This window comes from Marinobacter sp. es.048 (assembly GCF_900188435.1).
Lineage (GTDB): Bacteria > Pseudomonadota > Gammaproteobacteria > Pseudomonadales > Oleiphilaceae > Marinobacter.
Genome location: NZ_FYFA01000001.1, coordinates 167,241 through 194,098 on the forward strand (window position 1 = coordinate 167,241; position 26,858 = coordinate 194,098).

General features: G+C 56.7%; 30 protein-coding genes. 14 read left to right on the forward strand and 16 right to left on the reverse strand.

Going from position 1 to position 26,858, the window contains the following annotated elements; genetic code table 11:
• Positions 1–13 precede the first annotated feature (13 nt).
• Positions 14–790, forward strand: a complete 777-nt coding sequence (locus CFT65_RS00800; RefSeq protein ID WP_088826163.1) for a crotonase/enoyl-CoA hydratase family protein — start codon at positions 14–16, stop codon at positions 788–790.
• On the opposite strand, the gene CFT65_RS18985 is transcribed toward CFT65_RS00800, so the two are convergent.
• Positions 756–1,628, reverse strand: coding sequence for a hypothetical protein (locus CFT65_RS18985; RefSeq protein WP_172408398.1), 873 nt, complete (start codon positions 1,626–1,628; stop codon positions 756–758). The genes CFT65_RS00800 and CFT65_RS18985 overlap by 35 nt on opposite strands.
• A 70-nt stretch (positions 1,629–1,698) precedes the next feature.
• On the opposite strand from CFT65_RS18985, the gene CFT65_RS00810 reads away from it, so the two are divergent.
• A complete protein-coding gene (locus CFT65_RS00810; RefSeq protein ID WP_088826164.1) occupies positions 1,699–2,355 on the forward strand; it encodes a metallophosphatase domain-containing protein in 657 nt (218 codons plus the stop codon).
• Between the two features lie 85 nt (positions 2,356–2,440).
• The gene (locus CFT65_RS00815) at positions 2,441–3,448 is read left to right on the forward strand and encodes an LLM class flavin-dependent oxidoreductase (RefSeq protein WP_088826165.1); all 1,008 of its coding nucleotides are present in this window, start codon (positions 2,441–2,443) and stop codon (positions 3,446–3,448) included.
• Here CFT65_RS00815 and CFT65_RS00820 read toward each other — a convergent pair.
• Positions 3,445–3,996: a glutathione peroxidase gene (locus tag CFT65_RS00820; protein WP_088826166.1), complete on the reverse strand. Its 552-nt coding sequence runs from the start codon at positions 3,994–3,996 to the stop codon at positions 3,445–3,447. The genes CFT65_RS00815 and CFT65_RS00820 overlap by 4 nt on opposite strands.
• Before the next feature lie 140 nt (positions 3,997–4,136).
• Here CFT65_RS00820 and CFT65_RS00825 point away from each other — a divergent pair, with 140 nt between their 5' ends.
• From CFT65_RS00825 to CFT65_RS00845, 5 genes are all read left to right on the forward strand, one after another.
• The gene (locus CFT65_RS00825) at positions 4,137–4,676 is read left to right on the forward strand and encodes a YqiA/YcfP family alpha/beta fold hydrolase (protein ID WP_228705748.1); all 540 of its coding nucleotides are present in this window, start codon (positions 4,137–4,139) and stop codon (positions 4,674–4,676) included.
• 141 nt (positions 4,677–4,817) lie between these two features.
• Positions 4,818–5,846 carry a TRAP transporter substrate-binding protein DctP gene (dctP, locus tag CFT65_RS00830; RefSeq protein ID WP_088826168.1) on the forward strand — a complete coding sequence of 343 codons (1,029 nt, stop codon included), beginning with the start codon at positions 4,818–4,820 and terminating at the stop codon, positions 5,844–5,846.
• Between the two features lie 108 nt (positions 5,847–5,954).
• A complete protein-coding gene (locus CFT65_RS00835; protein ID WP_088826169.1) occupies positions 5,955–6,548 on the forward strand; it encodes a TRAP transporter small permease in 594 nt (197 codons plus the stop codon).
• 35 nt (positions 6,549–6,583) lie between these two features.
• Complete coding sequence (locus CFT65_RS00840; RefSeq protein ID WP_088826170.1) at positions 6,584–7,867, forward strand: TRAP transporter large permease; 1,284 nt, start codon at positions 6,584–6,586, stop codon at positions 7,865–7,867.
• Between the two features lie 38 nt (positions 7,868–7,905).
• On the forward strand, positions 7,906–8,346 hold the full coding sequence (locus CFT65_RS00845; protein ID WP_088826171.1) for a universal stress protein: 441 nt from the start codon (positions 7,906–7,908) through the stop codon (positions 8,344–8,346).
• Positions 8,347–8,350: 4 nt separating this feature from the next.
• Here the strand turns inward: CFT65_RS00845 and CFT65_RS00850 are convergent, their stop codons facing one another.
• The 9 genes from CFT65_RS00850 to CFT65_RS00890 all read right to left on the reverse strand — a co-directional run bounded on the left by CFT65_RS00850 (position 8,351) and on the right by CFT65_RS00890 (position 16,725).
• Complete coding sequence (locus CFT65_RS00850) at positions 8,351–8,857, reverse strand: GGDEF domain-containing protein (RefSeq protein ID WP_228705749.1); 507 nt, start codon at positions 8,855–8,857, stop codon at positions 8,351–8,353.
• A gap of 338 nt (positions 8,858–9,195) precedes the next feature.
• Positions 9,196–9,504 (reverse strand): antibiotic biosynthesis monooxygenase family protein, encoded by a 309-nt coding sequence (locus CFT65_RS00855; protein WP_088826172.1) that lies wholly within the window; start codon positions 9,502–9,504, stop codon positions 9,196–9,198.
• Between the two features lie 63 nt (positions 9,505–9,567).
• Entirely contained in the window at positions 9,568–9,855 is a 288-nt protein-coding gene (locus CFT65_RS00860; RefSeq protein ID WP_228705750.1) for a hypothetical protein, read from the reverse strand.
• Positions 9,856–9,962: 107 nt separating this feature from the next.
• Complete coding sequence (locus CFT65_RS00865; RefSeq protein ID WP_088826173.1) at positions 9,963–11,003, reverse strand: extracellular solute-binding protein; 1,041 nt, start codon at positions 11,001–11,003, stop codon at positions 9,963–9,965.
• Positions 11,000–11,770, reverse strand: coding sequence for a spermidine/putrescine ABC transporter permease PotC (potC, locus tag CFT65_RS00870; protein ID WP_088826174.1), 771 nt, complete (start codon positions 11,768–11,770; stop codon positions 11,000–11,002). The genes CFT65_RS00865 and potC overlap by 4 nt, the downstream gene beginning before the upstream one ends.
• A complete protein-coding gene (potB, locus tag CFT65_RS00875) occupies positions 11,770–12,627 on the reverse strand; it encodes a spermidine/putrescine ABC transporter permease PotB (RefSeq protein WP_088826175.1) in 858 nt (285 codons plus the stop codon). The genes potC and potB overlap by 1 nt, the downstream gene beginning before the upstream one ends.
• On the reverse strand, positions 12,620–13,741 hold the full coding sequence (gene potA, locus CFT65_RS00880) for a spermidine/putrescine ABC transporter ATP-binding protein PotA (RefSeq protein WP_088826176.1): 1,122 nt from the start codon (positions 13,739–13,741) through the stop codon (positions 12,620–12,622). The genes potB and potA overlap by 8 nt, the downstream gene beginning before the upstream one ends.
• A 129-nt stretch (positions 13,742–13,870) precedes the next feature.
• Positions 13,871–14,941: a TRAP transporter substrate-binding protein gene (locus CFT65_RS00885; protein WP_172408399.1), complete on the reverse strand. Its 1,071-nt coding sequence runs from the start codon at positions 14,939–14,941 to the stop codon at positions 13,871–13,873.
• A 107-nt stretch (positions 14,942–15,048) separates the two neighbouring features.
• The gene (locus tag CFT65_RS00890) at positions 15,049–16,725 is read right to left on the reverse strand and encodes a methyl-accepting chemotaxis protein (RefSeq protein WP_088826177.1); all 1,677 of its coding nucleotides are present in this window, start codon (positions 16,723–16,725) and stop codon (positions 15,049–15,051) included.
• Between the two features lie 225 nt (positions 16,726–16,950).
• On the opposite strand from CFT65_RS00890, the gene CFT65_RS00895 reads away from it, so the two are divergent.
• Positions 16,951–18,303, forward strand: coding sequence for a CHAD domain-containing protein (locus CFT65_RS00895; RefSeq protein ID WP_088826178.1), 1,353 nt, complete (start codon positions 16,951–16,953; stop codon positions 18,301–18,303).
• Entirely contained in the window at positions 18,287–18,661 is a 375-nt protein-coding gene (locus tag CFT65_RS00900; protein ID WP_088826179.1) for a thiol-disulfide oxidoreductase DCC family protein, read from the forward strand. Before CFT65_RS00895 ends, CFT65_RS00900 begins: the two co-directional genes overlap by 17 nt.
• On the opposite strand, the gene CFT65_RS00905 is transcribed toward CFT65_RS00900, so the two are convergent.
• On the reverse strand, positions 18,658–18,879 hold the full coding sequence (locus tag CFT65_RS00905) for a DUF3565 domain-containing protein (protein ID WP_088826180.1): 222 nt from the start codon (positions 18,877–18,879) through the stop codon (positions 18,658–18,660). The genes CFT65_RS00900 and CFT65_RS00905 overlap by 4 nt on opposite strands.
• 94 nt (positions 18,880–18,973) lie before the next feature.
• Between CFT65_RS00905 and CFT65_RS00910 the strand changes: the two genes are divergently transcribed.
• On the forward strand, positions 18,974–19,354 hold the full coding sequence (locus CFT65_RS00910) for a rhodanese-like domain-containing protein (RefSeq protein WP_088826181.1): 381 nt from the start codon (positions 18,974–18,976) through the stop codon (positions 19,352–19,354).
• A gap of 7 nt (positions 19,355–19,361) precedes the next feature.
• Here CFT65_RS00910 and CFT65_RS00915 read toward each other — a convergent pair whose 3' ends face one another.
• Positions 19,362–19,820 (reverse strand): YchJ family protein, encoded by a 459-nt coding sequence (locus CFT65_RS00915; RefSeq protein WP_141103793.1) that lies wholly within the window; start codon positions 19,818–19,820, stop codon positions 19,362–19,364.
• Positions 19,821–19,928: 108 nt separating this feature from the next.
• Between CFT65_RS00915 and CFT65_RS00920 the strand changes: the two genes are divergently transcribed.
• Positions 19,929–20,651 carry a sulfite exporter TauE/SafE family protein gene (locus CFT65_RS00920; RefSeq protein ID WP_228705825.1) on the forward strand — a complete coding sequence of 241 codons (723 nt, stop codon included), beginning with the start codon at positions 19,929–19,931 and terminating at the stop codon, positions 20,649–20,651.
• Here the strand turns inward: CFT65_RS00920 and CFT65_RS00925 are convergent.
• Positions 20,648–21,328 (reverse strand): hypothetical protein, encoded by a 681-nt coding sequence (locus CFT65_RS00925; RefSeq protein ID WP_088826184.1) that lies wholly within the window; start codon positions 21,326–21,328, stop codon positions 20,648–20,650. The genes CFT65_RS00920 and CFT65_RS00925 overlap by 4 nt on opposite strands.
• 163 nt (positions 21,329–21,491) lie before the next feature.
• Between CFT65_RS00925 and CFT65_RS00930 the strand changes: the two genes are divergently transcribed.
• Positions 21,492–22,829, forward strand: coding sequence for an HD-GYP domain-containing protein (locus CFT65_RS00930; protein ID WP_088826185.1), 1,338 nt, complete (start codon positions 21,492–21,494; stop codon positions 22,827–22,829).
• Positions 22,830–22,906: 77 nt separating this feature from the next.
• Entirely contained in the window at positions 22,907–23,860 is a 954-nt protein-coding gene (locus CFT65_RS00935) for a GGDEF domain-containing protein (RefSeq protein ID WP_088826186.1), read from the forward strand.
• 17 nt (positions 23,861–23,877) lie between these two features.
• On the opposite strand, the gene CFT65_RS00940 is transcribed toward CFT65_RS00935, so the two are convergent.
• Positions 23,878–24,306 (reverse strand): hotdog fold thioesterase, encoded by a 429-nt coding sequence (locus tag CFT65_RS00940; RefSeq protein WP_088826187.1) that lies wholly within the window; start codon positions 24,304–24,306, stop codon positions 23,878–23,880.
• A 71-nt stretch (positions 24,307–24,377) separates the two neighbouring features.
• On the reverse strand, positions 24,378–26,645 hold the full coding sequence (locus tag CFT65_RS00945; RefSeq protein WP_088826188.1) for a putative bifunctional diguanylate cyclase/phosphodiesterase: 2,268 nt from the start codon (positions 26,643–26,645) through the stop codon (positions 24,378–24,380).
• Positions 26,646–26,858: the final 213 nt, after the last annotated feature.

The window sequence follows — 26,858 nt, forward strand, 5'->3', positions numbered from 1 at the left end:
GCAGGATAAAGCAATGATCGAAGAAGCGGTTCTGACCAGCGCTAACGATGGCATTTTCACTATCACCCTCAACCGGCCAGCCAGGCGCAATGCCGTGGACGGACCGACCGCCGACGCTCTGCGCAGGGCGTTCACCGAATTTGAAGAGAGCGATGCCCTGAAGGTGGCGATACTCTGCGGCGCCGGAGGTAATTTCTGCGCCGGCGCCGATCTGGAAGCGATCGGGAATGAACAGCGGCGAAACCGGATTGATCCTCACGGCACAGGTCATGGCCCCATGGGGCCCACCCGAATGCACTTATCCAAGCCGGTGATTGCTGCGGTTTCCGGCTACGCGGTGGCTGGTGGCCTGGAGCTCGCGCTCATGTGCGACCTGCGGGTAGCGGAAGCGTCCGCGGTTTTCGGCGTTTTCTGCCGGCGCTGGGGCGTACCCCTGATTGATGGCGGCACCGTGCGGTTGCCCCGAATCGTGGGCCACGGCCGGGCCATGGATATGATTCTCACCGGGCGCCCCGTCGCGGCAGAGGAAGCGTTGGAGATGGGCCTGGCAAACCGGGTAGTGGCGGACGGTTCTGCACTGCAAGCCGCACAGGAACTTGCGAAGACCCTGGCCGGATTCCCTCAGCGTTGCCTTCGGGCAGACCGGGCCTCTGCTATACATCAATGGGACCTGGAGACTCCGGAAGCCCTGCAAGCCGAAGGGGCTGGAGGCTATCCGGTGGTCTTTGAGGAGGCCATTGCCGGGGCCAGGAAATTCAAAGAGGGTGCTGGCCGCCACGGCCAGTTCTGAGCAATCCCGTGAGCCAGTCCGTCAGCTCCGGATAAGCGTCGAGATCGAGCACGAATTCCTGCCCCCTGGCAGCACAGGCCAGATAGCACCAGGGCGGCTCCAGGCACCACCGATCCGGCCTGGCGTGATAGCTTAGGGGCGGCCGGTTATCGCCAGGGTGAAACCCGGCGGGCAGGCGCCACCGGGTGGGGAGACGGCCCTGGGGATCGGTCAGGACCAGCTCCTCGCGAATCTTTGGAAACACGCCACTACCAGACCAAACCTCTGCCCCGCCTGCCAATCGAAACGAAAGCGAGGACGTGTAGAGCGTATTGCCAAGATCCGGCTCGCCATGGAGGTGCGGATGATACCGGGCCCACGGCATGGCATCCGGTGCCAGTTCGTCAACAGCATGAACCCGGTCAATATGGAGCCAACCCCAGAGAGCATGAAACGGACGGGATCCGGGCACAAACCGCCAGCGCCGGTTATGCATTTCGGCGTGGCGGAAAACGCCGAAGAACAGAAAAAGATCTCCGGGCTCAACGCCCTGATTGCGCAAGTGCCCCTGGGCCGAGCCAGTCTGACCCAGCACAGGTCGCCAGCCTTCTTCACGGGGGTAGGCACCCGCTATCAAATCCGGATCCAGGTGGGCACCGTGACTCCCCCGAATTCGGCCACCGGTGAGATCCCGGGTGATCTTCCCGAGCCTGCGTGTGTCGAAAACAACATCGTCATAACGGATTCGGGACCGGGCATCAGGAATGGGCAACACACACAGGGACCCATCCGGCAGAACCGGGCTGGGGCAACCGCCGGCAGAAGAATCGAACCCTTTTCGGCTGAGGATCAATCGCATGGCATTACTCGAAAAGCATGAAGGCTGAACGGGCGGTAAATGCTATCTTAGACAAAACAAAAATGCGCGAATGCCACTGACCGGAACCGCCAACGTCATGAGAATTGTCTGCATTTCCGACACCCACAGCATGCATCGCCAGATCCAGGTGCCTGACGGCGACCTGCTGATCCACGCCGGCGACTGCCTGGGTGTCGGCACCCTGAACGAACTGGAGGATCTGGACCTGTGGTTCTCCGAGCTGCCCCACCGGAACAAAATCCTGATTGCCGGCAACCACGACTGGTGTTTCCAGGATGAGCCGGCCGAAGCCCGTGAACTGATACGCCACGCCCATTACCTGCAGGACAGCCCGGTGGAACTGGAAGGCCTGAAGTTCTGGGGCAGCCCCTGGACACCGGTGTTCTTCAACTGGGCCTTCAATCTGGAACGGGGCGACGCCATTGCCGAGCGCTGGGACCGCATTCCCGACGACACTGACGTCTTGATCACCCACGGGCCTCCGGCGGGTATTCTCGACAGAATTGATTCGCCCGCCGGCACCATGCGCCCCGGCTGTGAGGCTCTGGCCGAGCGGATCGCCAGACTGTCCCTGAAAATGCATATTTTTGGCCATATTCATGAAGGCCACGGAGAGGAACAGATCGGCGATTGCCTGTGCGTTAACGCCAGCACCTGTAATGGCAGTTTCAAGCCATTGAACCCGCCGATTGTGATCGATCTGTAGCCCCGATCGCAGCTCATCTTGAAACAGGCGCCTGCAGACACCATGTTTTCTATCTCTCGAATTCCACTTTTACTCCGGGAGCTTCATGCCTGACTGTCCTGATTACTCGCTGCTCGAACTGGCCTCCGTCCGCGAAGGCGATTCGGTAGGTACCACGCTGGCCAACAGCGTGGCCTATGCCCAACGGGCTGAGCAACTCGGTTTCAAGCGCTTCTGGCTGGCCGAGCATCACAACATGGAAGGCATCAGCAGCTCCGCCACTTCGGTCCTGATCGGGCATATCGCGGGCAAAACAGAGGCTATCAGGGTCGGTTCCGGTGGTGTCATGCTCCCGAACCACCCGCCACTGGTCATTGCCGAGCAATTCGGAACATTGGAGAGTCTTTACCCGGGGCGGATCGATCTTGGACTGGGCCGGGCGCCCGGCACCGATCCGGTGACCGCCCGAGCCCTGAGACGGGACGGCCTGGGTGCGGAACAGTTTCCGGAAGATGTCGCCCGACTGCAGTCTTTGCTGGGCCCGCTACAGCCCGGTCAGCCGGTCAAGGCCATACCCGGCGCAGGCACCAATGTGCCGCTCTGGCTGCTGGGCTCGAGCCTTTACAGCGCCCAGCTGGCTGCCATGCGCGGCCTGCCCTATGCCTTTGCCGGACATTTCGCGCCCCGACTCTACAGGGAAGCCCTGAGAGCCTATCGTGACAATTTCCAGCCTTCGGAAAGGCTCAAAAAACCCTATGCCATGCTCGCTCTGCCCGCCGTTCCGGCCGACTCTGTACAGGAAGCAGAGTACCTGGCTACGACCAGCTACCAGCGCATTCTCGCCCTGTTCCGGGGCCAGCCGCTCTGGATGAAGCCGCCCGTAAACACCATGGACGGGCTTTGGAATGCAGGCGAGAAAGCCAGTGTGAAAGATTTTCTGGGACTGCAATTGCTGGGCAATGCCGACACCATAGGGAGACAGCTTCAACAGATTCTCTCGGGCATTGAGGTTGATGAGCTGATGTTCACCGTGGATATCTACGATCCCGAAAAACGCCGGCACGCACTGGACATCCTGGCACAGACCCAAAAGATCGGCCTCGCGCTTTCCTAGAGCACCGACTCCACCGCTTCAATCAGCTCCGGATCCTGGGGGCGCACCCGGCTGGGGAAAGACTCCACGACCGTGCCGGAACGATCAATCACGTACTTCGTGAAGTTCCAGCGCGGTGGTTGGCTCTGCTCGTTGATGGCCCGGAACACCGGATTCGCTTCAGTCCCGGTCACCGCTCCCGGAGCAATCATGGTAAACGTCACCCCAAAGTTCTTGAAACAGACGGTGGCTGCCTCGGCCTCCGAATCTGCCTCCTGCCGGAAATCGTCGCTGGCAAAGCCGACCACAACCAGGCCCTCCTTTGCGTATTGCTTGTGCAGAGCCTCAAGCCCCTCGAACTGACCGGTGTATCCACAGCGGCTGGCGGTGTTGACCACCAGCATGGGTTTGCCGGCCGCCAGTTCACACAGGTTCACCGTATCTGTTGAATGAAGTTTGCGCTGTTCATGGTCGAGAAACGCCGGGCAATTGTCCGCAATCGCTACCGGCGCTCCTGACAGGCCGAAAATCAAAGCTGTGATCGTCAGACATTGTTTTGCCTGTTTCATGGATCCGGATTCCCTGTTCGACTAAGTTTCATTTATACGCCGCAATCTGATAGACGGCTCAGCCAATGTGATGGACAGAGCGGGCCCTGCTGTTCACCATTAAGATGATTACAGCGTTCAGCACCGGAGCAACATTTATCATGACAGATACCCCGATCCACGTCTTCCTTTCCCACGGTCTGGAGAGCGGCCCTGGCAGCACCAAGATCCAGGCCATGAAAACCGAGGCCGAAACCTTTCCGGACATTAAGGCCCACGCGATAGATCACAGCAGTACCAGGGACCCAGCAACTCGGCTGGCGCAGATGCGCGAGGCCATGGCTCAACACGGCGCCAATCCGGCACATACCATTCTGGCCGGCTCCAGCATGGGCGGCTGGGTGTGCGCCCAGACCTGCTCCGAAACCCCGGTTCTGGGTTGTTTCATGCTGGCGCCAGCCCTCGCCATGGCCAGGTATCCCCAGTCCAGCCCCGTTATCCGGGCCCGCCAATGCCAGATCATCCACGGCTGGAATGACGACGTGGTACCGATCGCCCCCGTGCTGGATCTGGCACGCGATCAGGGCCTCCCGATTCTGGCTCTTCCCGATGGCCACCGACTTGAAAACAGTCTCGACAGGGTCGTCAGTGAGTTCCGCGAATTCCTCCAAACCTGCCTTTCAGATATGAATCAACCGTGATTTCATGAACTTGCGAAACGGTGAAAACCGGCTTCGCTGAAATGATTGTTTTGGCCATTTTCTTGCGAAAACCACTTTGTTTTGCCAGTCTTTATTAATGTAACAATACATTTCGGTAAAAAAATGAACGGAGAAAACCCGATGAGCAGCATGAGCAAGTTCAAGAAACTGGCCGGAATTTCAGCGTTCGCGTTCGCTGCGATGACCATGGCGAATTCTGTAAACGCCGCTAACTGGCGCTATGCACACGAAGAATACGAAGGCGACGTCCAGGACGTATTCGCGTACAAGTTCAAGGAATACATCGAGGAAAATTCCGACCACACCCTGCAGGTTTATCGCTTTGGCGAGCTGGGTGAGTCCGATGACATCATGGAACAGACCCAGGCTGGCATCCTGAACTTCGTTAACCAGTCTCCCGGCTTTACCGGTTCACTGATTCCCGAAGCCCAGATTTTCTTTATTCCTTATCTGATGCCCACCAACATGGATACGGTTATCGAATTCTTCCGCACCAGTGAGGCCATCAACGAGGATTTCCCGGAGCTCTACGCGGAAAAAGGCCTCGAACTGCTCAAGATGTACCCGGAGGGAGAAATGGTCGTGACCGTGGACGAGAAGGTCACCAAGCCAGAGGACTTCAACAACAAGAAGATCCGGGTTATGACCAACCCGCTTCTGTCCGAGACCTATTCTGCCTTTGGCGCAACGCCGACCCCACTGCCTTGGGGTGAAGTCTACGGTGCTCTGCAGACCAACATGATCCAGGGTCAGGAAAACCCGATTTTCTGGATTGAGTCCGGCGGTCTGTATGAAGTGTCCCCGAACCTGGTCTTCACCAAGCACGGCTGGTTCACCACCGCCATGATGGCAAATCAGGATTTCTACAACGGTCTGTCTGATGAAGATAAGACGCTGGTGCAAGACGCCGCTAACTTTGCTTTTGAAGAAATCATTGTGCACATCGACGGTCTCGCCGACGAAGCCCTGGCCAAGATCCAGAAGGCCAGTGATGAAGTCACGGTTACCCGTCTGAACGACGAACAGATCGAAGCCTTCAAGGCGCGCGCGCCTCAGGTGGAAGAAAAGTTCATCGAGATGACTGGCGAAAGCGGCAAAGAACTGCTGAACCAGTTCAAGGAAGACCTGAAAGAAGTTCAGAACAACTGAGCCTGAGGGAACCATTCCCGCCGGCACATGCCGGCGGGAAGCTGTAACAACCCCGCCCCGCCGGGGACTTCCTACCGGCCGGGAGCGACATTCTCTGGAGCAGACCCCATGTCCGAGAATTCCCCGGATCTTGAAGACGATACCGGCACCTACGAGTCCGGCCTGCCCGGATTTCTGGGAACCATCGATGAAATTATTGCCAAGGTCGAGGCCGTCATGCTGGCGGTTGGCGTCATCTTGATGGCAATCAATACCTGCGTAAATGTCATTGCGCGGTATGTGTTCGGCGAAGGCCTTTTCTTCTCCGGTGAAATTAACCGGATTCTCATTATCCTGATCACCTTTGCCGGCATCGGGTATGCAGCGCGACATGGCAGGCACATCCGGATGTCTGCAATCTACGACGCATTGCCAGTCAAGGGACGCAAGGTTTTGATGATTTGCATCGCCCTCTTTACCTCGGTGGTGATGTTCTTCCTTTGCTACCACTCCTATGGGTACATCGAAACCCTTTACAGCCGTGGCCGCATTCTACCGGCCCTGGGCTTTGAGATCTGGTGGATTTATATCTGGGTGCCGATCGGCTTTGCGATCACGGGTATCCAGTACCTCCTCACGGCCATCAAGAACTTCACCAGCAAGGATGTGTACCTTTCCACTGGCGTAGTCGACGGCTATGCGGACACAGAATCGGAAGTATGAACCCTGCAGCTGACGTTAAGGAAGGATAGGAAATCATGGCAACTATAATGATGTTGATCATGATCGGGTTGTTGCTGCTGGGCTTCCCGATGATGGTTCCTCTGATCACAGGTGCGGTGGTCGGCTTCGTAATGATGTTTGATGGCTTCGGCCAGATGGGTACCTTCGTCCAGCAGATGATGGGCGGTATCCGGCCCGCCTCACTGATTGCGGTCCCAATGTTTATTCTGGCGGCGGATATCATGACCCGCGGTCAATCCGCTGACCGGTTGATCAACATGGTCATGGCGTTCATAGGCCACGTTAAAGGCGGTCTGGCCATCAGTACCGCCACTTCCTGCACCCTGTTCGGTGCCGTGTCCGGTTCTACCCAGGCCACGGTAGTGGCTGTTGGCTCGCCCCTACGGCCAAAACTGCTCAAAGCCGGCTACTCGGATTCGTTTTCGCTCGCACTGATCATCAACTCCAGTGACATTGCCTTTTTGATACCCCCAAGCATCGGTTTCATCATCTACGGGGTTATCTCCGAGACGTCCATTGCGGAACTCTTCATTGCGGGTATCGGGCCAGGCATCATGATTCTGCTGATGTTCTCGATCTATTGCCTGATCTATGCTCGCGTCAACGACCTCCCAACCGAGGAGAAGGCGACCTGGGGTCAGCGCGCGGTAGCCATGCGCGAGGCTCTGTGGCCCCTGTTTTTCCCGGTCATTATTGTCGGTGGGATATACGGGGGCATCTTCAGCCCGACAGAAGCGGCAGCCGTCTGCGTGCTCTACGCCTTCCTTCTTGAATTCGTGGTGTTCCGTTCACTCAAACTTGCCGATATCTACCGTATCGCCAAGTCAACTGGCCTGATCACTGCGGTCGTATTCATTCTGGTGGCCGTGGGCACCGGCTTCTCCTGGATTATTTCCTTTGCCCAGATTCCTCAGGCTATCCTGGACGCAGTCGGAATCAGCGACATGGGCCCGGTCGGCGTGATGATTACCATCTGTATCGCTTTCTTTATTGCCTGCATGTTCGTTGACCCGATCGTGGTAATTCTTGTTCTGACGCCGATTTTTGCACCAGCCATAGAAGCCTCGGGCATCGACCCGGTTCTGGTCGGTGTTCTCATTACACTGCAGGTAGCCATCGGCTCGGCGACACCGCCGTTCGGCTGTGACATCTTCACTGCCATCGCGATATTCAAGCGCCCCTATCTGGAGGTTATTCGCGGCACGCCGCCGTTCGTATTCATGCTGATAGCTGCTGCCGGGCTCCTGATTGCGTTTCCGCAAATAGCGTTGTTCCTGCGCGACCTGGCCTTCAGGTGATCTGACCACCCTGAAGGGTGAATACAAAGGAGAGCGACATGTTCAAACGGATTCTGGTGGCAGTAGACGGCTCAATGACCTCCTTCGAGGCCTTGAGCAAGGCTATTGAGCTACAAGAACTGACTGATGCGGAGATCTACCTGCTGTGTGTGTACAAGCATCACAGCCTGTTTGAGGCGTCCCTGTCGATCGGACGACCGGCTGAAATGGACATCCCGGATAAAGTGCTTTCAGAATACGCCAAAGACGTGGTGAATCACGCCAAACAGCTAGCGGCGGAGCGCGGCGGCAAAAACGTACGGGGCTTCGTGAAAGCAGGTAAACCGTCAAAGGTCATCGTTGAGTTTGCCAAGGAAAAAAGCGCAGATCTGATTGTGATCGGCACAAAGGGCACCCACAGTGACAAAGATGGCCTGTTTCTGGGCAGCGTTTCACACCGGGTCGCATCCCACGCCAAATGCCCGGTTCTGGTGGTGTAACCGTCTAACCAGAGATTTCGACCCGATCACGGCCGGCTTCCTTGGCGCGATAAAGCGCTTTGTCGGCCAGGGTCAGAATCTGTAACGGTTTTTCACCATCGTCGGGCCAGTTTGCAACGCCTACAGAGACCGCAAGCACCCCAAGATCCCGCTCCCGATGGATAATCGGCACCTCCCGAACTGCTTCACACAGCTGGTTTGCTTTGTCTCGGGCGGCGTCCGACGTCGCACCCGGCATGACCACCACAAACTCTTCACCGCCACAACGGCAAACAATGTCACTGTCCCGGAACTGCTTCTGCAGAATGCCAGCGACTATCCTCAGGGCATCGTCTCCGGCTTCGTGGCCGTGGGTATCGTTGAACCGCTTGAAGTGATCGATATCGACGATCAGCAGGGATAGAGGCAGGTCGTTGCGCTGTGAAACAGCGCTCTCGTGCTCGAAAAGCTGATCAAAGTAGCGGCGGTTTTTCAGTCCGGTAAGTGCATCCTCATAGGAAAACTTCTGCAACTCCTCCCGCAGGGCAATGCTGGAGAGCGTGATACTGATTCTCTGGATTGCCTGATGCAGAGCCGCAAACAGACGGGCCGAACCATACGCGCTCTCCGCCTTACCGAAAACGCCATCCCCCTCCAGCAGAAGAACACCTTCGGTTACGTTGCCTGCACTGGCAGGGGAACCGGACGGCTGAAACCCCGGACAGGACCCGGATGGTCCATGATGGAGACTTCACCCCACAGACCGATATCTGTGTAGTTGGAGAAGATCCGGAAATACACCGGCTTGCCTACATAGTTCTCGGGGAGAACGATTTCATGCCAGTCCCTGCGAAATCCAGAGGGCTTACGTCACTGCCGCTGCACCACCCATTCCGGGTCCTCAAACTCACCGATGGGTTTGATATCCACAAACGGCGCAGCACTGCGAATGATAGCGGCCACCTCAGGGTTATGCTGCCCTTCCATGGCATCCCGTTGCTCCTTGCTCTCCCAGGAGGCGATGGCAATCAGGGTGTTGGGGTCGCCAATCTTGCGGTGCAGCTCAGTGCCCCTGGCCCCGGGCGCCTGCTGGATAATTTCGCTCGCTCTTACCCAGGCATCGGCGTATTCCTCCGCAGTGTGGCCTTCCCGGATGTGCACTTCAAAAATGAATTTCATGAGACCTCCCGACGACTGCCAGTCCAATCCGGTCGCGTTATCCCGTGATTGCGGCAAACACAGTTAACGTGAGGAGCGGCCCATCACCAGCAGCGCCAATAGCGCAGAGTCCACCATCAGCACCAGTGCCACCGCATTGAGCACGGGCGTGGAGCCTTCCCGAAGGCGATTGAACAGGGCCACGGTCAACGGTGTATTACTACCTGTCAGCATAACGGTGGTATTGAAGTTTTCAAATGACATCAGGAAGGCCATGGCCGCTTTCACTACAAAGCACGGTTCCGTATCGAACGAGAGGCCATGATCATAACGCATTCTTACTGATGGCAAGTTCAGAAGCTTGCTAACCATTTGTTATCAGAAAGTGATAGATCATGTATTGCAGTTTTGTGAAACCCGGGACAAAAAACGGAGACCGCGGCCTCCGTTTTTCCTGTTGCTATCAAGTGCCGGCGCGTTTAACGGCCGGACTTCAGCATTTCCCAGTACTTGGCGTAGACCTGAAGGGCGTCGTCGCCAATGTCGGTCTGAAACTCGGCATTGATCATATCGGTGGCATTCGGATAGCTCGCCCGATTGTTCGCGACTTCATCCGGCAGCATATCGCGCGCCGCCAGGTTCGGCGTGGCATAACCGATCTCCTCGCTGATCAGTGCGGAGATTTCAGGTTGCAGCACGAAACTGACGAACTGATGGGCCGCTTCCGGATTCTTGGCGTTTTTCGGAATCACGAAACTGTCCAGCCAGGCAATAATGCCCTCTTCCGGGTAGACATATTCGAGCGACTCCATGGTGTCCTTGCCCATCACGGCCTCGCCGTTCCAGATCATGCCCACGTCGGCCTCACCTTCCAGGTAGGGCATGCGGGGCGCATCGGAGTTGAAGGTGCGAACCGAAGGCATCAGCTCGGCAAGCTTTTCATAGGCTGCCTCGATTTCTTCAGGGTTGGTGCTGTTGCCTGAGTAACCCAGCACCCGCAAACCTACATGGAACACTTCCCGCATGTCGTTGGTGAGCATCACACGGCCCTCGAAGCGGTCTTCCCACAGGTCTTCCCAGGCAGTTACCGGCTCGCCTTCGATGTCTGCGGTGTCGACCGCCAGCCCTGTGGTACCCCAGAGGTAGGGCACGGAGAATTTGTTATCCGGGTCGATATCAAGGTTCACCAGCTCCGGATCCAGGTTGTCAAAGCCCTCGATCTTGCTGCGATCGATTGGCAGCAGCAGATCTTCCTGGCGCATCTTGCTGACGTAGTAGGTAGACGGAACCGCAAGGTCATAAGCCGCGCTGTCATCCAGCAATTTCAAACGGGCATACATGGCCTCGTTGCTATCGTAGGTGGTGTAGACCACCTGGATGCCGGTTTCCTCGGTGAAACGGTCAAGGACTTCCTGCGGCATGTACTCAGACCAGTTGTAAAGGTTGAGAACCTGGGGTTCCTCGGAACTGCAACCCGTCAATCCCACTGCCAGCATGCCGGCCAGTGCCAGTTTCTTCATCGCTTGCTCCTTATCAGAATCCATTGAGACAACATCAGCATAACCAGTGAAAACACCAGCAACAGTGTGCCCAGGGCATTCACCTCGGGTTTCAGGCCCACACGCACCATGGAGTAAATGCGAAGGGGCAAAATTTCATAGCTCGGGCCACTAACAAACGTACTGACTACCACATCATCGAGGGAAAGTGTAAACCCTAGCAGCCAACCTGCCAGTAAAGCCGGCATGATGACCGGGATAAGTACCGTACGGGTCATGGTGAAATCAGAAGCGCCAAGGTCTCGTGCAGCTTCGGGCAGGCTCTCATCGAAACCGCTCAACCGGGCCATTACCGTGATCACCACGAACGGCAGACAGAAGGTCACATGGGCCAACAATAGGGAAACGTAACCCAACTGCAGGCCTACCAACAGGAACAGGGCCAGCAGGGAGATCGCCAGGACAATCTCCGGAGACATCATCACCACAAACAGCATGCCGTTCAGCAGCTTCTTGCCCCGGAACCGGTACCGGTGCAGGCCCAGGGCGGTCAGGGCACCTATCACCGTGGACACGGTGGCCGCAGACAGCGCCAGCCAGAGGGAATTCCACATGGCGATGACCATGGCCCGGTTGTTAAACAGCGACTCGTACCAGCGCAGGCTGAGGCCACCCCAGGCATAGCCGGTGCGGGACTCGTTGAACGAGAACACCACCAGCACCACGATGGGAACATAAAGCAGGAGGTAGACCAGTGTGAGATAGGTTCGGGGCAGCCATCGTGCCATCACGCGCCCTCCTCACCGATTCGCCGTTTACTCAACCGGTGGGCAAACATGAGAAACGCCATGGTCACGGTAAGCACGATGCTGGCGGCAGCCCCGAAGGGCCAGTTACGAGCGTCGAGGAACTGGTTCTTGATCACGTTACCCACCAGCAGATTGCGGGAACCGCCCAGAATATCGGGAACAAAGAAAAGCCCCATGGCGGGCAGCAACACCAGCATCACGCCGGCCAGAACCCCGGGCAGAGTGAGCGGGACAATCACGTGTACAAAGGTGGACAGCCGGCCCGCGCCAAGATCGTGAGAAGCCAGCAGCAGCTCCTGCTTGAGGTCCTCAAACACCGAATACAACGGCAGGATCATGAACGGCAGCAGCAGATACACCAGGCCGATGATCACTGCGCCCTCCGTGTAAAGCAGTTGCAGGGGCTCATCAATCAGCCCGATCGACATCAGGGCACTGTTCAGCAGTCCGTTGGTGGCGAGGATCAGCTTCAGTGCGTAGGTGCGCACGAGGGAGTTGGTCCAGAAAGGCACGATCAGCAGAAAAATCAGTATCAACTGCCGCTGTTTGGCCACTTTGGACAACGCCCACGCAAACGGATAGCCAATCAGCAAACACACCAGGGTGGTCATCGCCGCCATGTACAGGGAATGCAGGAACACTTCCAGATACAGAGGATCAAACAGCTGGCGGTAGGCATCGAGGTTCAGGGGCAGTGACAGAAACGAGACCGGGTCCCGGGTCATGACACTGGCGCCCACCACCAACAGATTCGGCGCCAGCACCAGGAACAGGAGCCAGCCCCACACCAGGATCAGGACAGCGGTCTTGAACGGCTGCTGCATAACGCTATGCATCGGCCGACAGTCCCTCTTCGCTCCGCTGACCGGCTTCTTCCGGAAGCAGCCACTCCCAGCCATCCACCCAGCTGACTTTCACGGGTTCTCCGAGCCGGTAATCGAAGGCCGGATCGTCCTCGTCAAAAAATTCGCTGGCCAGAACCTCGGTGCCATCAGACAGCTGAATAACCGAATCCAGGGTGCTACCCTTGTAGTTGCGCTCAACGATCTTGCCCGCCACGCCCTGCTCATCGGCCGGGTCCAGAACCCGGATATCTTCCGGCCGCAGCAAAACATGCAAACGCTGGTCAGCCTGCACCAGGAAATCCGGGCGACGCAGGGTTCGTTTAAGGCCAAAGACATCCACCGTGATGGAATCGTTGTGTACCGACTCAACCGTACCCGGGAAAAAATTGGTTTCCCCTACAAACCGGGCGGTAAACAGATTGGCCGGCCGCTCGTAGACTTCCCGGGGCGTACCCAGCTGTTGCACCAGGCCATCCTTGAGCACAACCACCCGATCGGACATGGAGAGCGCCTCTTCCTGATCGTGGGTCACGAACACAAAGGTGATTCCGAGCTCCCGTTGCAGGCGTTTCAGCTCAACCTGCATGGTGCGGCGCAGCTTGTAGTCCAGGGCCGAGAGCGGTTCATCCAGCAGTAGCAGCCGCGGTCGCTTGGCCACCGCCCGGGCGATGGCAACCCGCTGCTGCTGGCCGCCGGACAGCTGATGGGGCTTACGACGGGCGAAATCCTGCAACTGGACCATGGCAAGCGCTTCATCGACACGTTGGCGAATCTCATCCTTGGGTCGCTTTTCCATTTTCAGGCCATAGGCCACGTTGTCGAACACCGACATATGGGGGAAAAGCGCGTAGTGCTGGAATACGGTATTAAGCGGGCGGTTTTCCGGAGCGGTGTGGGTAAGGTCTTCCCCCGCCAGGGTGATGGTGCCCTCGTCCGGATGTTCGAAACCTGCCATCAGCCGCAATAGGGTGGTCTTACCGCAACCGGAAGGGCCCAGCAAGGTAATGAACTCGCCGTCGTAGATCTCAAGATACAGACGGTCGAGCACCGTTTTGCCACCGAATTGCTTGGAAAGATTGCTCAAGGATAGCAGTGTCTGTTTCATCGGCGCTGCCCAAAGAATAAGCGGCCTATTTTTCCAGAAAGCGACACAAACAAAAAGGGGCGCGGAGCATTCTGAACTCTCACGCCCCTCTCGGGGACCGGCCCTGTCGGGCCGGTACGCTGGTCAGCCTTAGTCTTCGGCCACGCTGTTCAGGTAAGCCTTGTCTGAAATGTTGGTCCACTGACGAACCTGCTTGAGGTAGTCACGCTGGGACTCGATGATTTCTTTCGCCAGCGGATCGTTTTCAGCGGCCTCTGCCAGAAGCCGGTTAGTGGTGCTGCGCAGGGCATCAATGACTTCCGGCGGGAACACCTTGTGGGTAACATCCGGATAGTCTTCTTTCATCCGGTCCCAGGCCACACCACTCTGATGGGTGCTCTGGATGTACATGTCATAAGCAGCCGTGCGCATGGACACCCGCAGGATCTCCTGAAGATCCTTTGGCAACTCTTCCCAGGTCTTCTTGTTAATCAGGAACTGGACTTCCGCACCTGGCTCCTGCCAGCCCGAATAATAGTATTTGGCGATCTGATGGAAGCCCATCTGGAAGTCCAGAGCGGGACCGACCCACTCAACGGCGTCCACGGTGCCACGCTCCAGGGCTGTGTAAAGCTCACCCGGCGGCAGGTTAGTCACGGCAACGCCCAGTTCAGACATAACCTCGCCTGCAAAACCTGGGGTGCGCATCTTCAGGCCCTTGAGGTCTTCAAGAGAGTTAATCTCCTTGCGGAACCAGCCACCCATCTGGTTACCGGTATTACCACCCGGGAAGGAGAGCATGCCGTAAGGCTCATACACCTTTTGCATCAGTTCCATGCCTTCGCCGTGGTAGAACCAGGCGTACATTTCAGGTGCAATAAGCCCGAACGGGATGGTGGTGAAGTACATGGCGTTGGGGATGGTGCCCTTGTAGTAATAGGACGCGGTGTGGCCCATGTCGTACTGGCCATTGCGCACGAGATCGAAAATCCCGAAAGGCGCCTTGTGCTTGTTGGACGGGTCAATGCGAATCTGCAGCCGGCCATCCGACATCGTTTCGGCCATGTCCGCCATATGCTGAACAGTCTCTCCCAGTACTGGCGAGTTGGGGCCCCAAGTTTGCGCAAGGCGCAAGGTGAAGTTTTCCTCGGCCACCGAGGACACGCTGAACGCGGTGGCTGCAGCGGCCACGGCCGCAAGCAGTGTTTTCCGGATTGTCATTGTGTTGGCTTCCATTATTGTTGGTATGAAAACAGGTATTTCTGTCACGCAACCATCATAGCTTTTTCATGATGTTCCGCCAATCGGCAGATCACCATGAAGCGGTATCAGACCTTGAACTGACCGACCAGATCCCGAAGGCTTTCGCCCAGTCGCGCCAATTCATGACTGGCTTCGTTGGTCTGGGTTACGCCGGTATCACTGCGCTGAGCAGCATCGACAATGCGGACCACGTTCTGGTTGACCTCCTCGGCAACCTGGCTCTGTTGCTCGGCCGCGGTCGCAATCTGGGTCACCTGATCGTGAATCTGACCCACCGAATTCTCAATGGTTTTGAGGGCATCCGTGGCGTGGTTGATCCTCTCAACAGTTTCAGTTGAGCGCTTGCGGGATTTGTTCATCCGCTCAACCGATGCTTTCGATTCCGTCACGAAGCCATCAATCATTTCCCGGATCTGATCGGCAGACTCTGCACTGCGCTTGGCCAGCTGACGCACCTCATCGGCAACCACCGAGAAACCGCGGCCATGCTCACCAGCCCGGGCAGCCTCGATCGCCGCATTCAGGGCCAGCAGGTTGGTCTGCTCCGTCACGGCGTGGATGACATCCAGAACCTGCTGGATATCGTCGGATTTCTCAGCAAGAGCATCAATGCTCTTCGCGGTATCCTGGATTTCCTCGGAAAGCTGATTCACCGCACCCTGGGCGCTGCTAATGGTTTCGCCACCCTCGCGGGCCATACGGTCGGCGTCTGACGCTGCGCTCTCAACTTCATTGGCGTTGCCGGAGATTTGTTGGATCGTGGCTGCCATTTCATTGATCGCCGAGGCAATCTGGTCGGTCTCGGAACCCTGCTCCTGGACGGAAGCCCGGGTTTCATTAGCTACCCGGCTCAGTTCTTCCGCCGCGGACGCGACCTGATCCGTGGTCGCACCAACCTCACGCATGGTGTCCTGGATCTTGATCACGAAGGCGTTAAAGCGCCGGCCGAGCTCGGCCAGCTCGTCATTACCCTCGTCCGGAAGACGCTGGCGCAGGTCACCTTCGCCATCGGCAATTTCCTGCATCATGTTGCTGACGCCCTTCAATGGCCGGGTCACGCTGCGGCCGACGAAAATACCAATCACCAGGGCAATCACAACCACCACCACCGTGACCAACAGGATAAAGCTCAGGGTTTCGGCCATACCGGTCTCGATTTCCTCACGGGCGGCTGCCACCTGCCGGTCGATATCGGTAATGTACACACCGGCACCTATCATCCAGTCCCAGTCCGGGATGAGGGTGGAATAGGACATCTTGGGTTCTTCATTACCAGAGGCCGGGTTCATCCAGTCGTAGCCGTAAAAGCCATCCTCCTCGGCCGCCGCAAAAAGATCCCCCACCAGACGCTTCAGAGTCGGGTTATTGGCTGGCCCCTCTTTGGAAGGATCGGGAGCATAGGCCAGGTTGTAGACATCACGGGTGTAGGCAAACACATAGTTGGTTTCATCGAAGCGAATCGCACGCAAACGGGCTGCTGCCGCTTCCTTCGCTTCTTTCTCACTTAACGATGGGTCATTCTTGGCTTCCAGTACGACCGCTTTGGCCGCATCAACCAGATTCTGCAAGCCAGCCTTTCGCGCTTCCAGAAGACTGTTCTCAAGGCGCTTGAGTTCCTCCTCGCCATTGGCCTGAATCTGGCTGGCGGTAATCCAGGCGAGAGTCGCCGCCGTAACAAGTACTGGGATCATTACGGCCACCAGTAAGCGAGTTCGAATTTTCAACCGACTCAGAACATTCATTGTACCGCGCTCCGTGGGGATTTTTGTTGCTGGAGATTATCCACAGACCACACCAGGTGATCTGTTCCAGTTTGTTAAGAGAGATTTCAGCAGGCGCCCTGCTGCGCCTGAGTTTCTCTGGCCAGACGGGGCTTCCGCCAATGTTTTCAGATGAGTAGAGTAACGGCAGTAACGTAAATGTCTTGAGTAAGCGTTAGACTTAAGGACCACGACGAAGGTAGGCCAATGAAGCACCTGTTTCTGGTACGCCACGCCAAATCCAGCTGGGCCGATGAAACGCTTAGTGACCGAGAGCGGCCACTGAACGCTCGCGGCAAAAGCCAACTGGCACCTCTCGGCAATGCCCTGAAAGCGGCCGGCGCCTTCGAGGGCGAGCTCTTCAGCAGTGATGCCACCCGCGCCATCGCTACGCTTGGAGGTACCCTGCCTGATACAGTCACACCCGAGCGCTGCCAGCACCTTGGGGAGTTGTACACCTTCGACTACCAGCGTCTGCTTGCCTGGCTGGAACACCGGGATGGCGATTCCACGATAACGCTTGTAGGCCATAATCCGGCCTTGCTGGAACTGGCCCAATGGCTGTTGAAACAACCTCCGGAACAGTTACCCACGGCCAGCTTTATCCACATCCGGCTTTCGATCAAACACTGGCACCAGATTGGTCGCGGCAAGGGCAAACTGGTGGCTCTGATAACGCCACAGGATTACAGCTACGCCCACTTCGAACGGAAGCTGAAAAAGAAAGCCAGAACCGCGGGAGACGATCCGGCAAGGGACATTCCCAAGGCCCTTCACCATCAACTTGATCGTCTAAGGCAACTGGAACGGGGCGTCGCCCTTGGCCTGGATGACGAATTCCTGCACCAGTACCGGATTGCCATTCGCCGCAGCCGGGCCATTGCCGAATCGGTCCAGGAAGTCACGGGTGACAAGGCATTGGCAAAGGCGGTTAAAAGCCTGAAGCGTCATGCCCGGGCGACAGGCCCCCTGCGTGATCTGCACGTGTTTCTCCAGGATTTGCCCGAACTGTGTGGCGACAATTCAGAAATCCGGGCCGCCCTGCAGATCTGGTTCGAGCGGGAAGCCACCAATCGCCACAAAAAACTGGTAAAGCGCCTGCAAAGCAAACGGTACCGGGACAGCATGGAGCACTGGCTCAACCTCATCGACTCCCGGAAGTTCCATGAGCTGGCCGGAACACTTCGACCGAAAGACATCCGAAAAGCAGTGCAACATCGTATCAAGGGGTTCAACAAACTGACTGCAGAGCTGATGCATACCTCCCCGGATGAGGACATTCATCGGCTTCGCAAGCAACTCAAACGAATCCGTTATCTGATGGAACTGGATGCCAGAACCTGGAAGTCCGAGCTGAAAACGCTCAAGGCTCGACAGCAGCTGTACGGCCAATTCCAGGATCTGCACGTCCAGATCGAATTGCTCGAACAGTTTCGCAAAGCGGCGCCGGAGGTTTTGCCAGCCGCACTCAATGGCATCGTTGAGACTGTGGAAGAACGCAAAGCGGATGCACGGAAACGGATTCTGACCCTGGGAGGACTCGATGGAGCCCCGTTATGACACCCTGTTTTACGACGGACAATGCCCACTGTGCGCCAAAGAGATTCGCACCCTGCGCAAAGTCCAGCGTGGCAATCTGATCTTTGCAGACATCCATGAACAACGTGACGGCAGCTCCAACCTGCCAAGTCATGAAGCTCTGCTCAGACGCCTGCACCTGATGACCTGGACCGGCGAGTGGGTCATCGGCCTGCCCGCAAACGTTCGCGCCTGGTCCCACACGCCCTTTGGTTTTCTGTTCAAACCCCTGCTGTGGCCCGGTATATTTCAGATTGCCTCGCGCATCTACGGGAAATGGGCAGACAAACGTTATGAGCGCAAATACGCCTGTGCCATTGGCAACAACAAGGCGGCTTAATCATCCAGGGGCGGCCTCAAGTCGGACGGCGCGCCCTGCTCACATTTCCGGCACTCAAGCTCAAACCCGAGCATCAATGCCCGACCTTCTTTCGTCGTGACCCATGGCCGATTCACCCAGGGCGGTGTATGGCGCACATGCTGATTGTGCCCACACGCCAACTGGGCAACCCAGTGGTTCTCTTCATCCTTGTGATAGCCGGTGATGGGTTGTTTCATTTGCCCTCCTTCGTACATATGCAGGGTGACGCCGGGCGCCCCAAACCCTTATCCTGAGACATAACCTTATTCCATCAGTTTGAGGAGCTCACCCATGAAAACTGCCCATGATCTGGTAGAAGCAGCCAAGAAAGAGATTCAGGAAGTGCCCCTTGATCAAGCGGAGGATGCCATCAAGAACGCTGACTTGCTGCTCGATGTACGTGATGCGGATGAGTACCGGGCCGGTCATATACCGGGTGCCGTGAACATTTCCCGTGGCTTGCTGGAGTTCAAGTTCACCAATGATCCGGCGTTCGAGAGCCGCGACATGAACATCGTGTGTTACTGCAAAACATCCGGACGAGCCGCGCTGAGTGCCAGGGCCCTGAAAGAAATGGGCTACATGCACGTGCAGTCCATCGCAGGCGGGTTCGATGCCTGGCAGGAAGCAAACAAACCCGTTGCCAAACCCGAACTGCCGTCCTTCGAGTAACGGGCGCTTACAGACAGCAGGCCTTGTGCTTTCGGCCACTCCCGCAGGGGCAAGGCTCGTTGCGGCCCGGTTTCAACGGTCCTTCGCTGGTGTCACCCCGGAGGTAATACCAGCGGCCCTGCTCCCGAACGAAATCGGAGTTTTCTTCGAGACATCCCCAGCCCTCGCCCAGTCGATAGATTGCGCGGAAATGAACATTGGCGCTTTCGCCCGACTCGCCAGTGGTCAGGATCTGCAAAGAGGCCCAGCCCGGTGAGTCTTCCAGAGTGAGCGCCTCTGGCCGCGTGCTCCGATGCCAGGTAGTCCGCAGATAATCCGGGAGGTTGAGAACGAAAGCCACGTAACGGGATCGCATCAGCGCTTCCGGGGTAGGCGCAGGTTCGCCCCGATGGAAAGGCCGGCAGCATTCGCTGTAGGATTTACCACTACCACAGGGGCAGTTTCGATTTTCAGTCTGTAGAATCATCGGGCTTCAATCGTTTCGGACATGCTCGTAGTCCGGCAGTGTATCAATATCAAACCGGTGTTGCCCCGGCCCTCTCTCCTGACCTTTTGGTGATTTCCTTTGACGGATGTGTCGCTGTTACAGATTCTTCTGGCCAACCTAGCCATTCTTGCCGGAGCCTGTCTGCAAGGCGTGGCCGGCTATGGTATTGGCACGCTTGCAGCGCCGTTGCTGTTTCTGATCAGCCCGGTGTTAGTCCCAGGACCGCTGATCCTGAATGGCACTCTACTCACCGTGTTCATGCTTATACGCAATCGCGGCGCGTTACAGGTCCGGGAAGTGCGCTTTGCCATTGTCGGCGGGGTTGCCGGCGCCATTCTGGCAGCTCTGACACTGCTGGCGATCTCCACAGCAGGCTTCGAGCTGATCTTCGGCGGACTGATTCTCGCTGGTGTAGCGCTCAGTATTGGTGGACTCAAGCCCGCGCTGAATGCCCGGAACAGCGTGATGGCCGGAGCCGCCTCGACCTACATGGGCACGATCACTGCTGTAGGTGGACCACCGATCGCGTTGATCTACCAGAATGAAACAGGGCCGCTGGTCAGGGCCAACATGTCCGCGTTCTTCCTGGCAGCCAGTGTCCTGAGCCTGTCAGGTCTGCTTGCCTCAGGCTACCTGGGCACCCGGGAGCTGTTCCTGTTTGCCGTCACCTTCCCAGGGGTGTTCCTGGGCTTCTGGCTCTCCGGCAAACTGGTGAACCGCATGCCCTTCGAAGGGCTTCGCCCGGTGATCCTGGCAATTGCGGCCATTGCCGGGACCGCCGCGCTGATTCGAGGCCTGCTTGCACTCTAGGCATCTGCCCAGAGCCTCACGCGGAACCGGTTTTTCTTCCACAGCAAAGCCAGCCAGAGCGCGTGAGCATTGATCAGGAAAGCCAGAATCCACTCGAATGCATCGTCCTTGCGGCTGTAGAACTCGGGCGCCACGCCATTCAAGATCACTGAAATAATTCCGACAGCCAGAATCAGCTGGCAAAGATTCAGCAGCCTCATGCCCGTGTGCTTCCACAATGGATGACTGCGCAATCCGGAACTGACCAGCAGCTCACAGATGAAGGTGAGCGAGAAATACAGAACCACGCCGATGCGTCGAATCAGGTTGAAGCCGTCACCGGCATGGCCCAGCGCCAGGGTATAGGCACCGAGCGAGACACTGGCCACCAGGCCCAGCCACGGGATCCAGGCAACTCCGGACGAATGGACGCCGAGCTGACGCAGCCAACGGCCATTAAGCCACCAGAACAGGATCCCCAGCAAGGCCGCCGGCAGCATGGTTCCTTTAAAAATGAAATAGGAAGTGCCATGACGGCCGGTACGACTGATGCTGGTGCAACTGTCCCAATAGGGCATGCACAGGTCCACATGACCTTCCAGCACCGAAACGGTGAAGGTGAGATGAATGGTAATCAGAGGCACCAGCGCCGCAGCAAGGGCGAGCCACCAGAGATGAAAGGAACGATGGTCAGTCATTGGAAGAATCCTTCTAAGCGACCCTGAGCCCAAAACCACAACACCGGCGAAAACGGTTGCCAACGTATTGAATGAACATTATTTGACCAGATTTTGCAATCCGGTCCATCCTGTCAGCAGGTTTTTACCGCAAAATAGTGCTCCAGGGATTCAGGAACAGTGTATGAGCGCACCGCATCAGAAAATTGTTGAAAGCCAGATCGACGTGTCGGAACTTGCCATCGGCATGCACGTCATCCGTCTGGACCGTCCCTGGGAAGATACGGACTTTCTGATTCAGGGGTTTGTTGTTCGTGATCAGGCGGAGATCGATGCACTGCGGGCACAGTGCGAGTTCGTCTTTATTGAAGGGCGCATCGATGGGGCACCGCTGCCACAGCACGGGAACGGCACCGGGCGGAAGGCTTCAGGCCTGATGGGGCTTTTCCGCAGAAAACAGACTTCCGAACCTGTCCAGGATACCCACAAACCGGTACCGCCCCGAAAGCGCGTCACGTACATCAACAAGATCGACGCCGGCCGGGAGATGGAAACGGCGGTCATACGCTTCGAGGAGGCCCAGAAGACCGCCAAATCCATTATGTCTGGCTTGAGGGTAGGTCGCACGCTGGACCTGAACAACGCCCGCACAGTGGTGAACCACTGCGTAGAGAGCGTACTCCGAAATGAGAACGCCCTGTTGTTGCTTACCAAGATCAAGCACCAGGATGAGTACACCGCAGAACACTGTATCAACGTGTCCATACTCGCCGCCGCTTTTGGCAAGCACCTGGGCTTGCTTGAAGGAGAAATCCGCAACCTGGCCCTCTGCGGTCTGCTCCATGATGTTGGCAAGACCCGGATTCCCGATGAGATTCTCAACAAACCGGGAGCGCTAACGCCAAAAGAATTCGACGTCATGCGTCACCACACGACCCACGGCCGCACCATTCTGATGGGGTCCAGCAACTCCCTGAACACCGCTGTGGATGTGGCGTTCAGCCACCATGAGCGGATGGATGGTTCCGGATATCCCCGGGGCCTTCACGCCCAGCAGATCCCCTACTTTGCCAAGATCATCGGGTTGGTGGACACCTATGACGCCATTACCAGCAACCGGGTTTACGATAAGGGCCGGGCATCCATGCAGGCGCTGGAAATTATCCACAAGCATCGCGGCACCCAGTTCGATGAGGAACTGGCGGATGCCTTTATCCAGATGATTGGGGTGTACCCGCCGGGGTCCATCGTTGAGATGGTTAATGGCGAGGTTGGCATCGTTGTGGAGAGCCGGCCAGAGCATAAACTCAAGCCCTGCGTTCTGCTGGTCAGGGAGTCTGACAAAAGCGTGATGGCCCCCTATCGGACGGTCGACCTGAAGGTCAGCCCTGAAGATGCCTCAGGCGGAATCTACCGCATTGCACGGGAAGTCCCGGATGGTGCCTACAACATAGTACTCCAGGAGTTTGTCGATCAGGGGCTGATTGTAACAACTCCACGCCTTAGCACTGACGCCACATAAAAGGGACAGTCCGTTACTTTCTAACCTGTGCTGCCCTGCTATACTGCTTGCCAAACTAATTCCGGCACAAAAAAAACATGAACTCCGGCATTCCATCCCTCAACATTCCGGCCGCGTCAGAAGGTTCTGACATTTCGGAGATTACTCCGGCCGAAGGTCTCAGGGCCGTACTCGACAATCTGGACGCCCTGGTTTACGTCTCTGATTTCGAAACCCATGAGCTCCTTTACATGAACGCTTATGGCCGAAGAATCTGGGGTTCTATAGATGGGAAAAAGTGCTGGGAAGTCCTGCAGAATAACGCCAGCCCCTGCGACTTCTGCACCAATCATCTGCTGATTGATTCTGAAGGCAACCCATCTCCGCCGCATATCTGGGAATTCCAGAATCGCTTGGACAACCGTTGGTACCAGTGCCGGGATCAGGCAACTCCCTGGATAGATGGCCGACTGGTCCGCCTCGAAATTGCTACAGACATCACCGACCGAAAGGAAATGGAGCTGGCGCTAAAGGAGGCCCATGAAAGGGCCCGGGCCGCTGCACTGGAGGACGACCTTACCGGACTTCACAACAGGAGAGCCTTCTTCGAGCTGGGCAACCAGCTGTTGAAACAGACCCGAAGAACCGGCTCGCCTCTGGCGATCATCATGTTTGATCTGGACCACTTCAAACAGATCAATGATAACCACGGCCACGATGCCGGAGATGAGGTATTGCAGCACGTAGGACGGGTTCTGGAAAGCAACGTTCGTGAGGCAGATATTGCGGCGCGCATTGGCGGCGAAGAGTTCGCGATCCTTCTCGGTGATGCTGATGCGGCTCAGGCCTCAGAACTGGCAGAACGATTACTGGGCGTTATGCATAAAACACCAGTCCGATACCATGATGTTCGTATCCGGCCGACCGCCAGTTTCGGCATTTCATCTCTTCGCCCGGAGGAGCCAAACCTCGAGAATCTTCTGGCAAGAGCGGACAGCGCGATGTATGAGTCAAAAGCTCTTGGCAGGGGCCGGGTGCGCGTCAAGCCCTGAAACGCACCCGGAGCAACTCACCCCGGCCGCTTTGTTACCGCCATGGTCAGCCGGGAAATACAGGTGGTTTTCCCCTCTTCGTTCTCAAGCAGGATCTCCCATACCTGTGTGGCACTACCTATGTGAACTGGCCTGGCCGTGCCGTACACCCAGCCTTTGGTGACCGGACGGATATGATTGGCGTTGATATCAAGCCCTACCGCCACCGTTTCAGGGTCTTTCAGGCAGCAATTGGCCGCCATACTGCCAAGGGTTTCCGCCAGAAGCACCGATGCGCCTCCATGCAGAATGCCAAAAGGCTGTACGGTACGCTCATCAACAGGCATGCGGCCTTTGACATAGTCGTCGCCAATTTCAAGGTACTCGATACCCATGTAGCTGACCGCGGTGTTTTCGCTGGCTTTGGCAAGGTGTTCAAGGTTCGGGGTGCTGGTCCAGATTGCCATAGGGGACTGCTCTCAATGTTGTTTGAAATGGAAAAGAAGCAAGGCACCAGTTTATACAGATAGGATGCGAACTACCAAGCCGTTCTTTCTATATCAGCCCTGGACTTTTCAATCAACCCCTCAAACTCCAGCGCAGGCAGTGGCCGGCTGAAATAGTAGCCCTGGAAGCGGGTGCAACCCATAAGGACAAGGCGGTCCAACTGCCCTTTGGTTTCCACACCTTCGGCCACAGCTGACAGTTTGAGCGCCGAGGCCAAGGCGAGGATGGTCTCGGCGATGGCGGCATCATTCGGGTCGTCCAGAATGTCCCGCACAAACCCCTGGTCAATTTTCAGCTCATCCAGGGACAGACGCTTGAGGTAGCCGAGGGATGAATAACCCGTGCCGAAATCATCGAGAGAGATCCGTATTCCCATGCTTCTCAGAGTGCGAAGTATTTCTTCCACCAACTCGAGATCGTAGGCAAGAGCGCTTTCGGTAATTTCAACTTTCAGGTTTCTTGGGGAGGCACCGGTTTTTCTCAATAACGCCATCACAGTCGAGCAGAACGAAGGCAGGTGGAACTGCCTTGCGCTCACGTTGATCGAGACCTGGAGCTGCGACAACGCACCGCCTCGCTTCTTCCAGCTGGCCACCCGGGAGAAAACATCCTCCAACACCCAGTAACCGACCGATTCAATGAGACCGGTTTCCTCGGCCAGAGGAATGAACTCGGCGGGAGACACCATGCCGCGCCCTGGGCAATGCCACCGAAGCAGTGCCTCGGCGCCTACAGGCTCCCCTTTCTCATTCACCAGGACCTGATAGTGGACTGCCAGCTGCTTCTTCCGTATCGCCATCCTGAGGTCCGACTCAAGAGCCAGGCGCTCGGATACCTTCTTCTGCATCATGGAGTCGTAGAAGCGGATGCAATTACGGCCGTCCTCCTTGGCGCGAAACATAGCCATATCGGCCTGGCTCAGAAGCTCTTCGAGGGAGGTGTCGTGGTCATAGAACAGCGTAATGCCAATGCTCGGAGTGCCCGTGTACTCGATGCCCTTCAGATCATAGGGCTCGTTCAGGGCATCACGGACTTTCTCGCAGACTTTCTCAACCTTCGCTGCTGCGTTGGCCGTCTCAGCGGGAAACCCCTTCAGAACAAGAACAAACTCGTCGCCGCCGAGCCTGGCAACGGTATCCCACTCGCGGACCGTCTGTTTCAACCTGTCCCCTACCTGGATCAGCAACTCATCGCCGGTCAGGTGCCCCGCAGAGTCATTGATGTTCTTGAAGTTATCAAGATCAATGAATACCAGAGCACCGTGATTGTGGTCCCGGGTGCTCCCGGTAAGTGCCTGCGCGAGGCGATCCTGCAACAGGCGCCGATTTGGCAGACCGGTCAGTGGATCGTAAAAGGCGAGCTTCTCAATCTCGGATTCCGATTGCTTGCGATCTGTAACATCGAAAAAATAGCCGTGCCAGGTCATGCTGTCGTCGGCTAATCGCGCGGGCACTGATCTGGCTTCCACCCAGGCCATCGTGCCATTGCATTTGTGGGCTCGAAAATCAGTTTCAAATGGGGTCATGCACTGGCGAGACTCATCGACCTTCGCAAAAAAGGATGCCTTGTCTTCATCCTCGATCAAGTTGAGTAGAGGTTGGGCATCTGCACTGAGCAGATCAGCGGCAAGCCCGAATAGATCTTCGACTTTCTCGCTGATGAAAGGAAACCTTACATGCCCGTCGGGATACATCCTGAACTGGAAGATAACACCCGGGAACTGGTCGGAATAACGATAAAGGCTATTCTCGAACCTCACATTACGACTGGCCAGGATCTGTCGGTGGACAGATGCACCTAAAATCTCCCCAACCTGAAGCACGAATTCTTCTGTTTCGGAATCCAGCACTCGAGACTGTTCAAGAAAATCGAAACCCAGGATGCCACGGACCTGACCTTCCAGCTTCAAACCGACAAGAACCAGGCTCCGGATACCCTCCCGTTGGAATTCCAGTTTCTCCTCTTCGGCTTCAGATGGCAGCTCTTCGACTTCGGGGATGACAAGCACCGGGAGAGTTTGCAGCTGGTCCATCAGCCATTGAAAGCGGGCCATCGGTACGTTCTGGATTGCCTCTCTCTGAGGTGTCACGCCGTTCTTGCAGGCTTCATGCGTGATGGAAATGGTCTGGGTAGCTTCTTCAAACGTGATCAGGTAGGCGCGATCTGAACAGAGCTTGTCACCAAGCTCAGCGATGAAGCTGTGAACGCTGGCATCCAATTGGTCGATCTTTGACCGGGCCAGGCCCAGAGAGAGCCTGTAAACAAATTCCTGTTGCTCCCGGGTAACTGCGCTTACCATTCCTACGGCCTCCTTCCCTAGAAAGCTCCACTATTTATTTATGATAGTTGAGAAGAGCTTCCCTAGACACTTACGAAGCCAAGCTTCGGTAAGTTCATACTTATGTGTATTCTTTAATTACGTATTACAGGATTTTAGATTTCTGCTACAAAAAACCGCCGACAACCTGTGACCCCGGAATAGCGAGACCGTATGATGAACTCCAGACAGCCA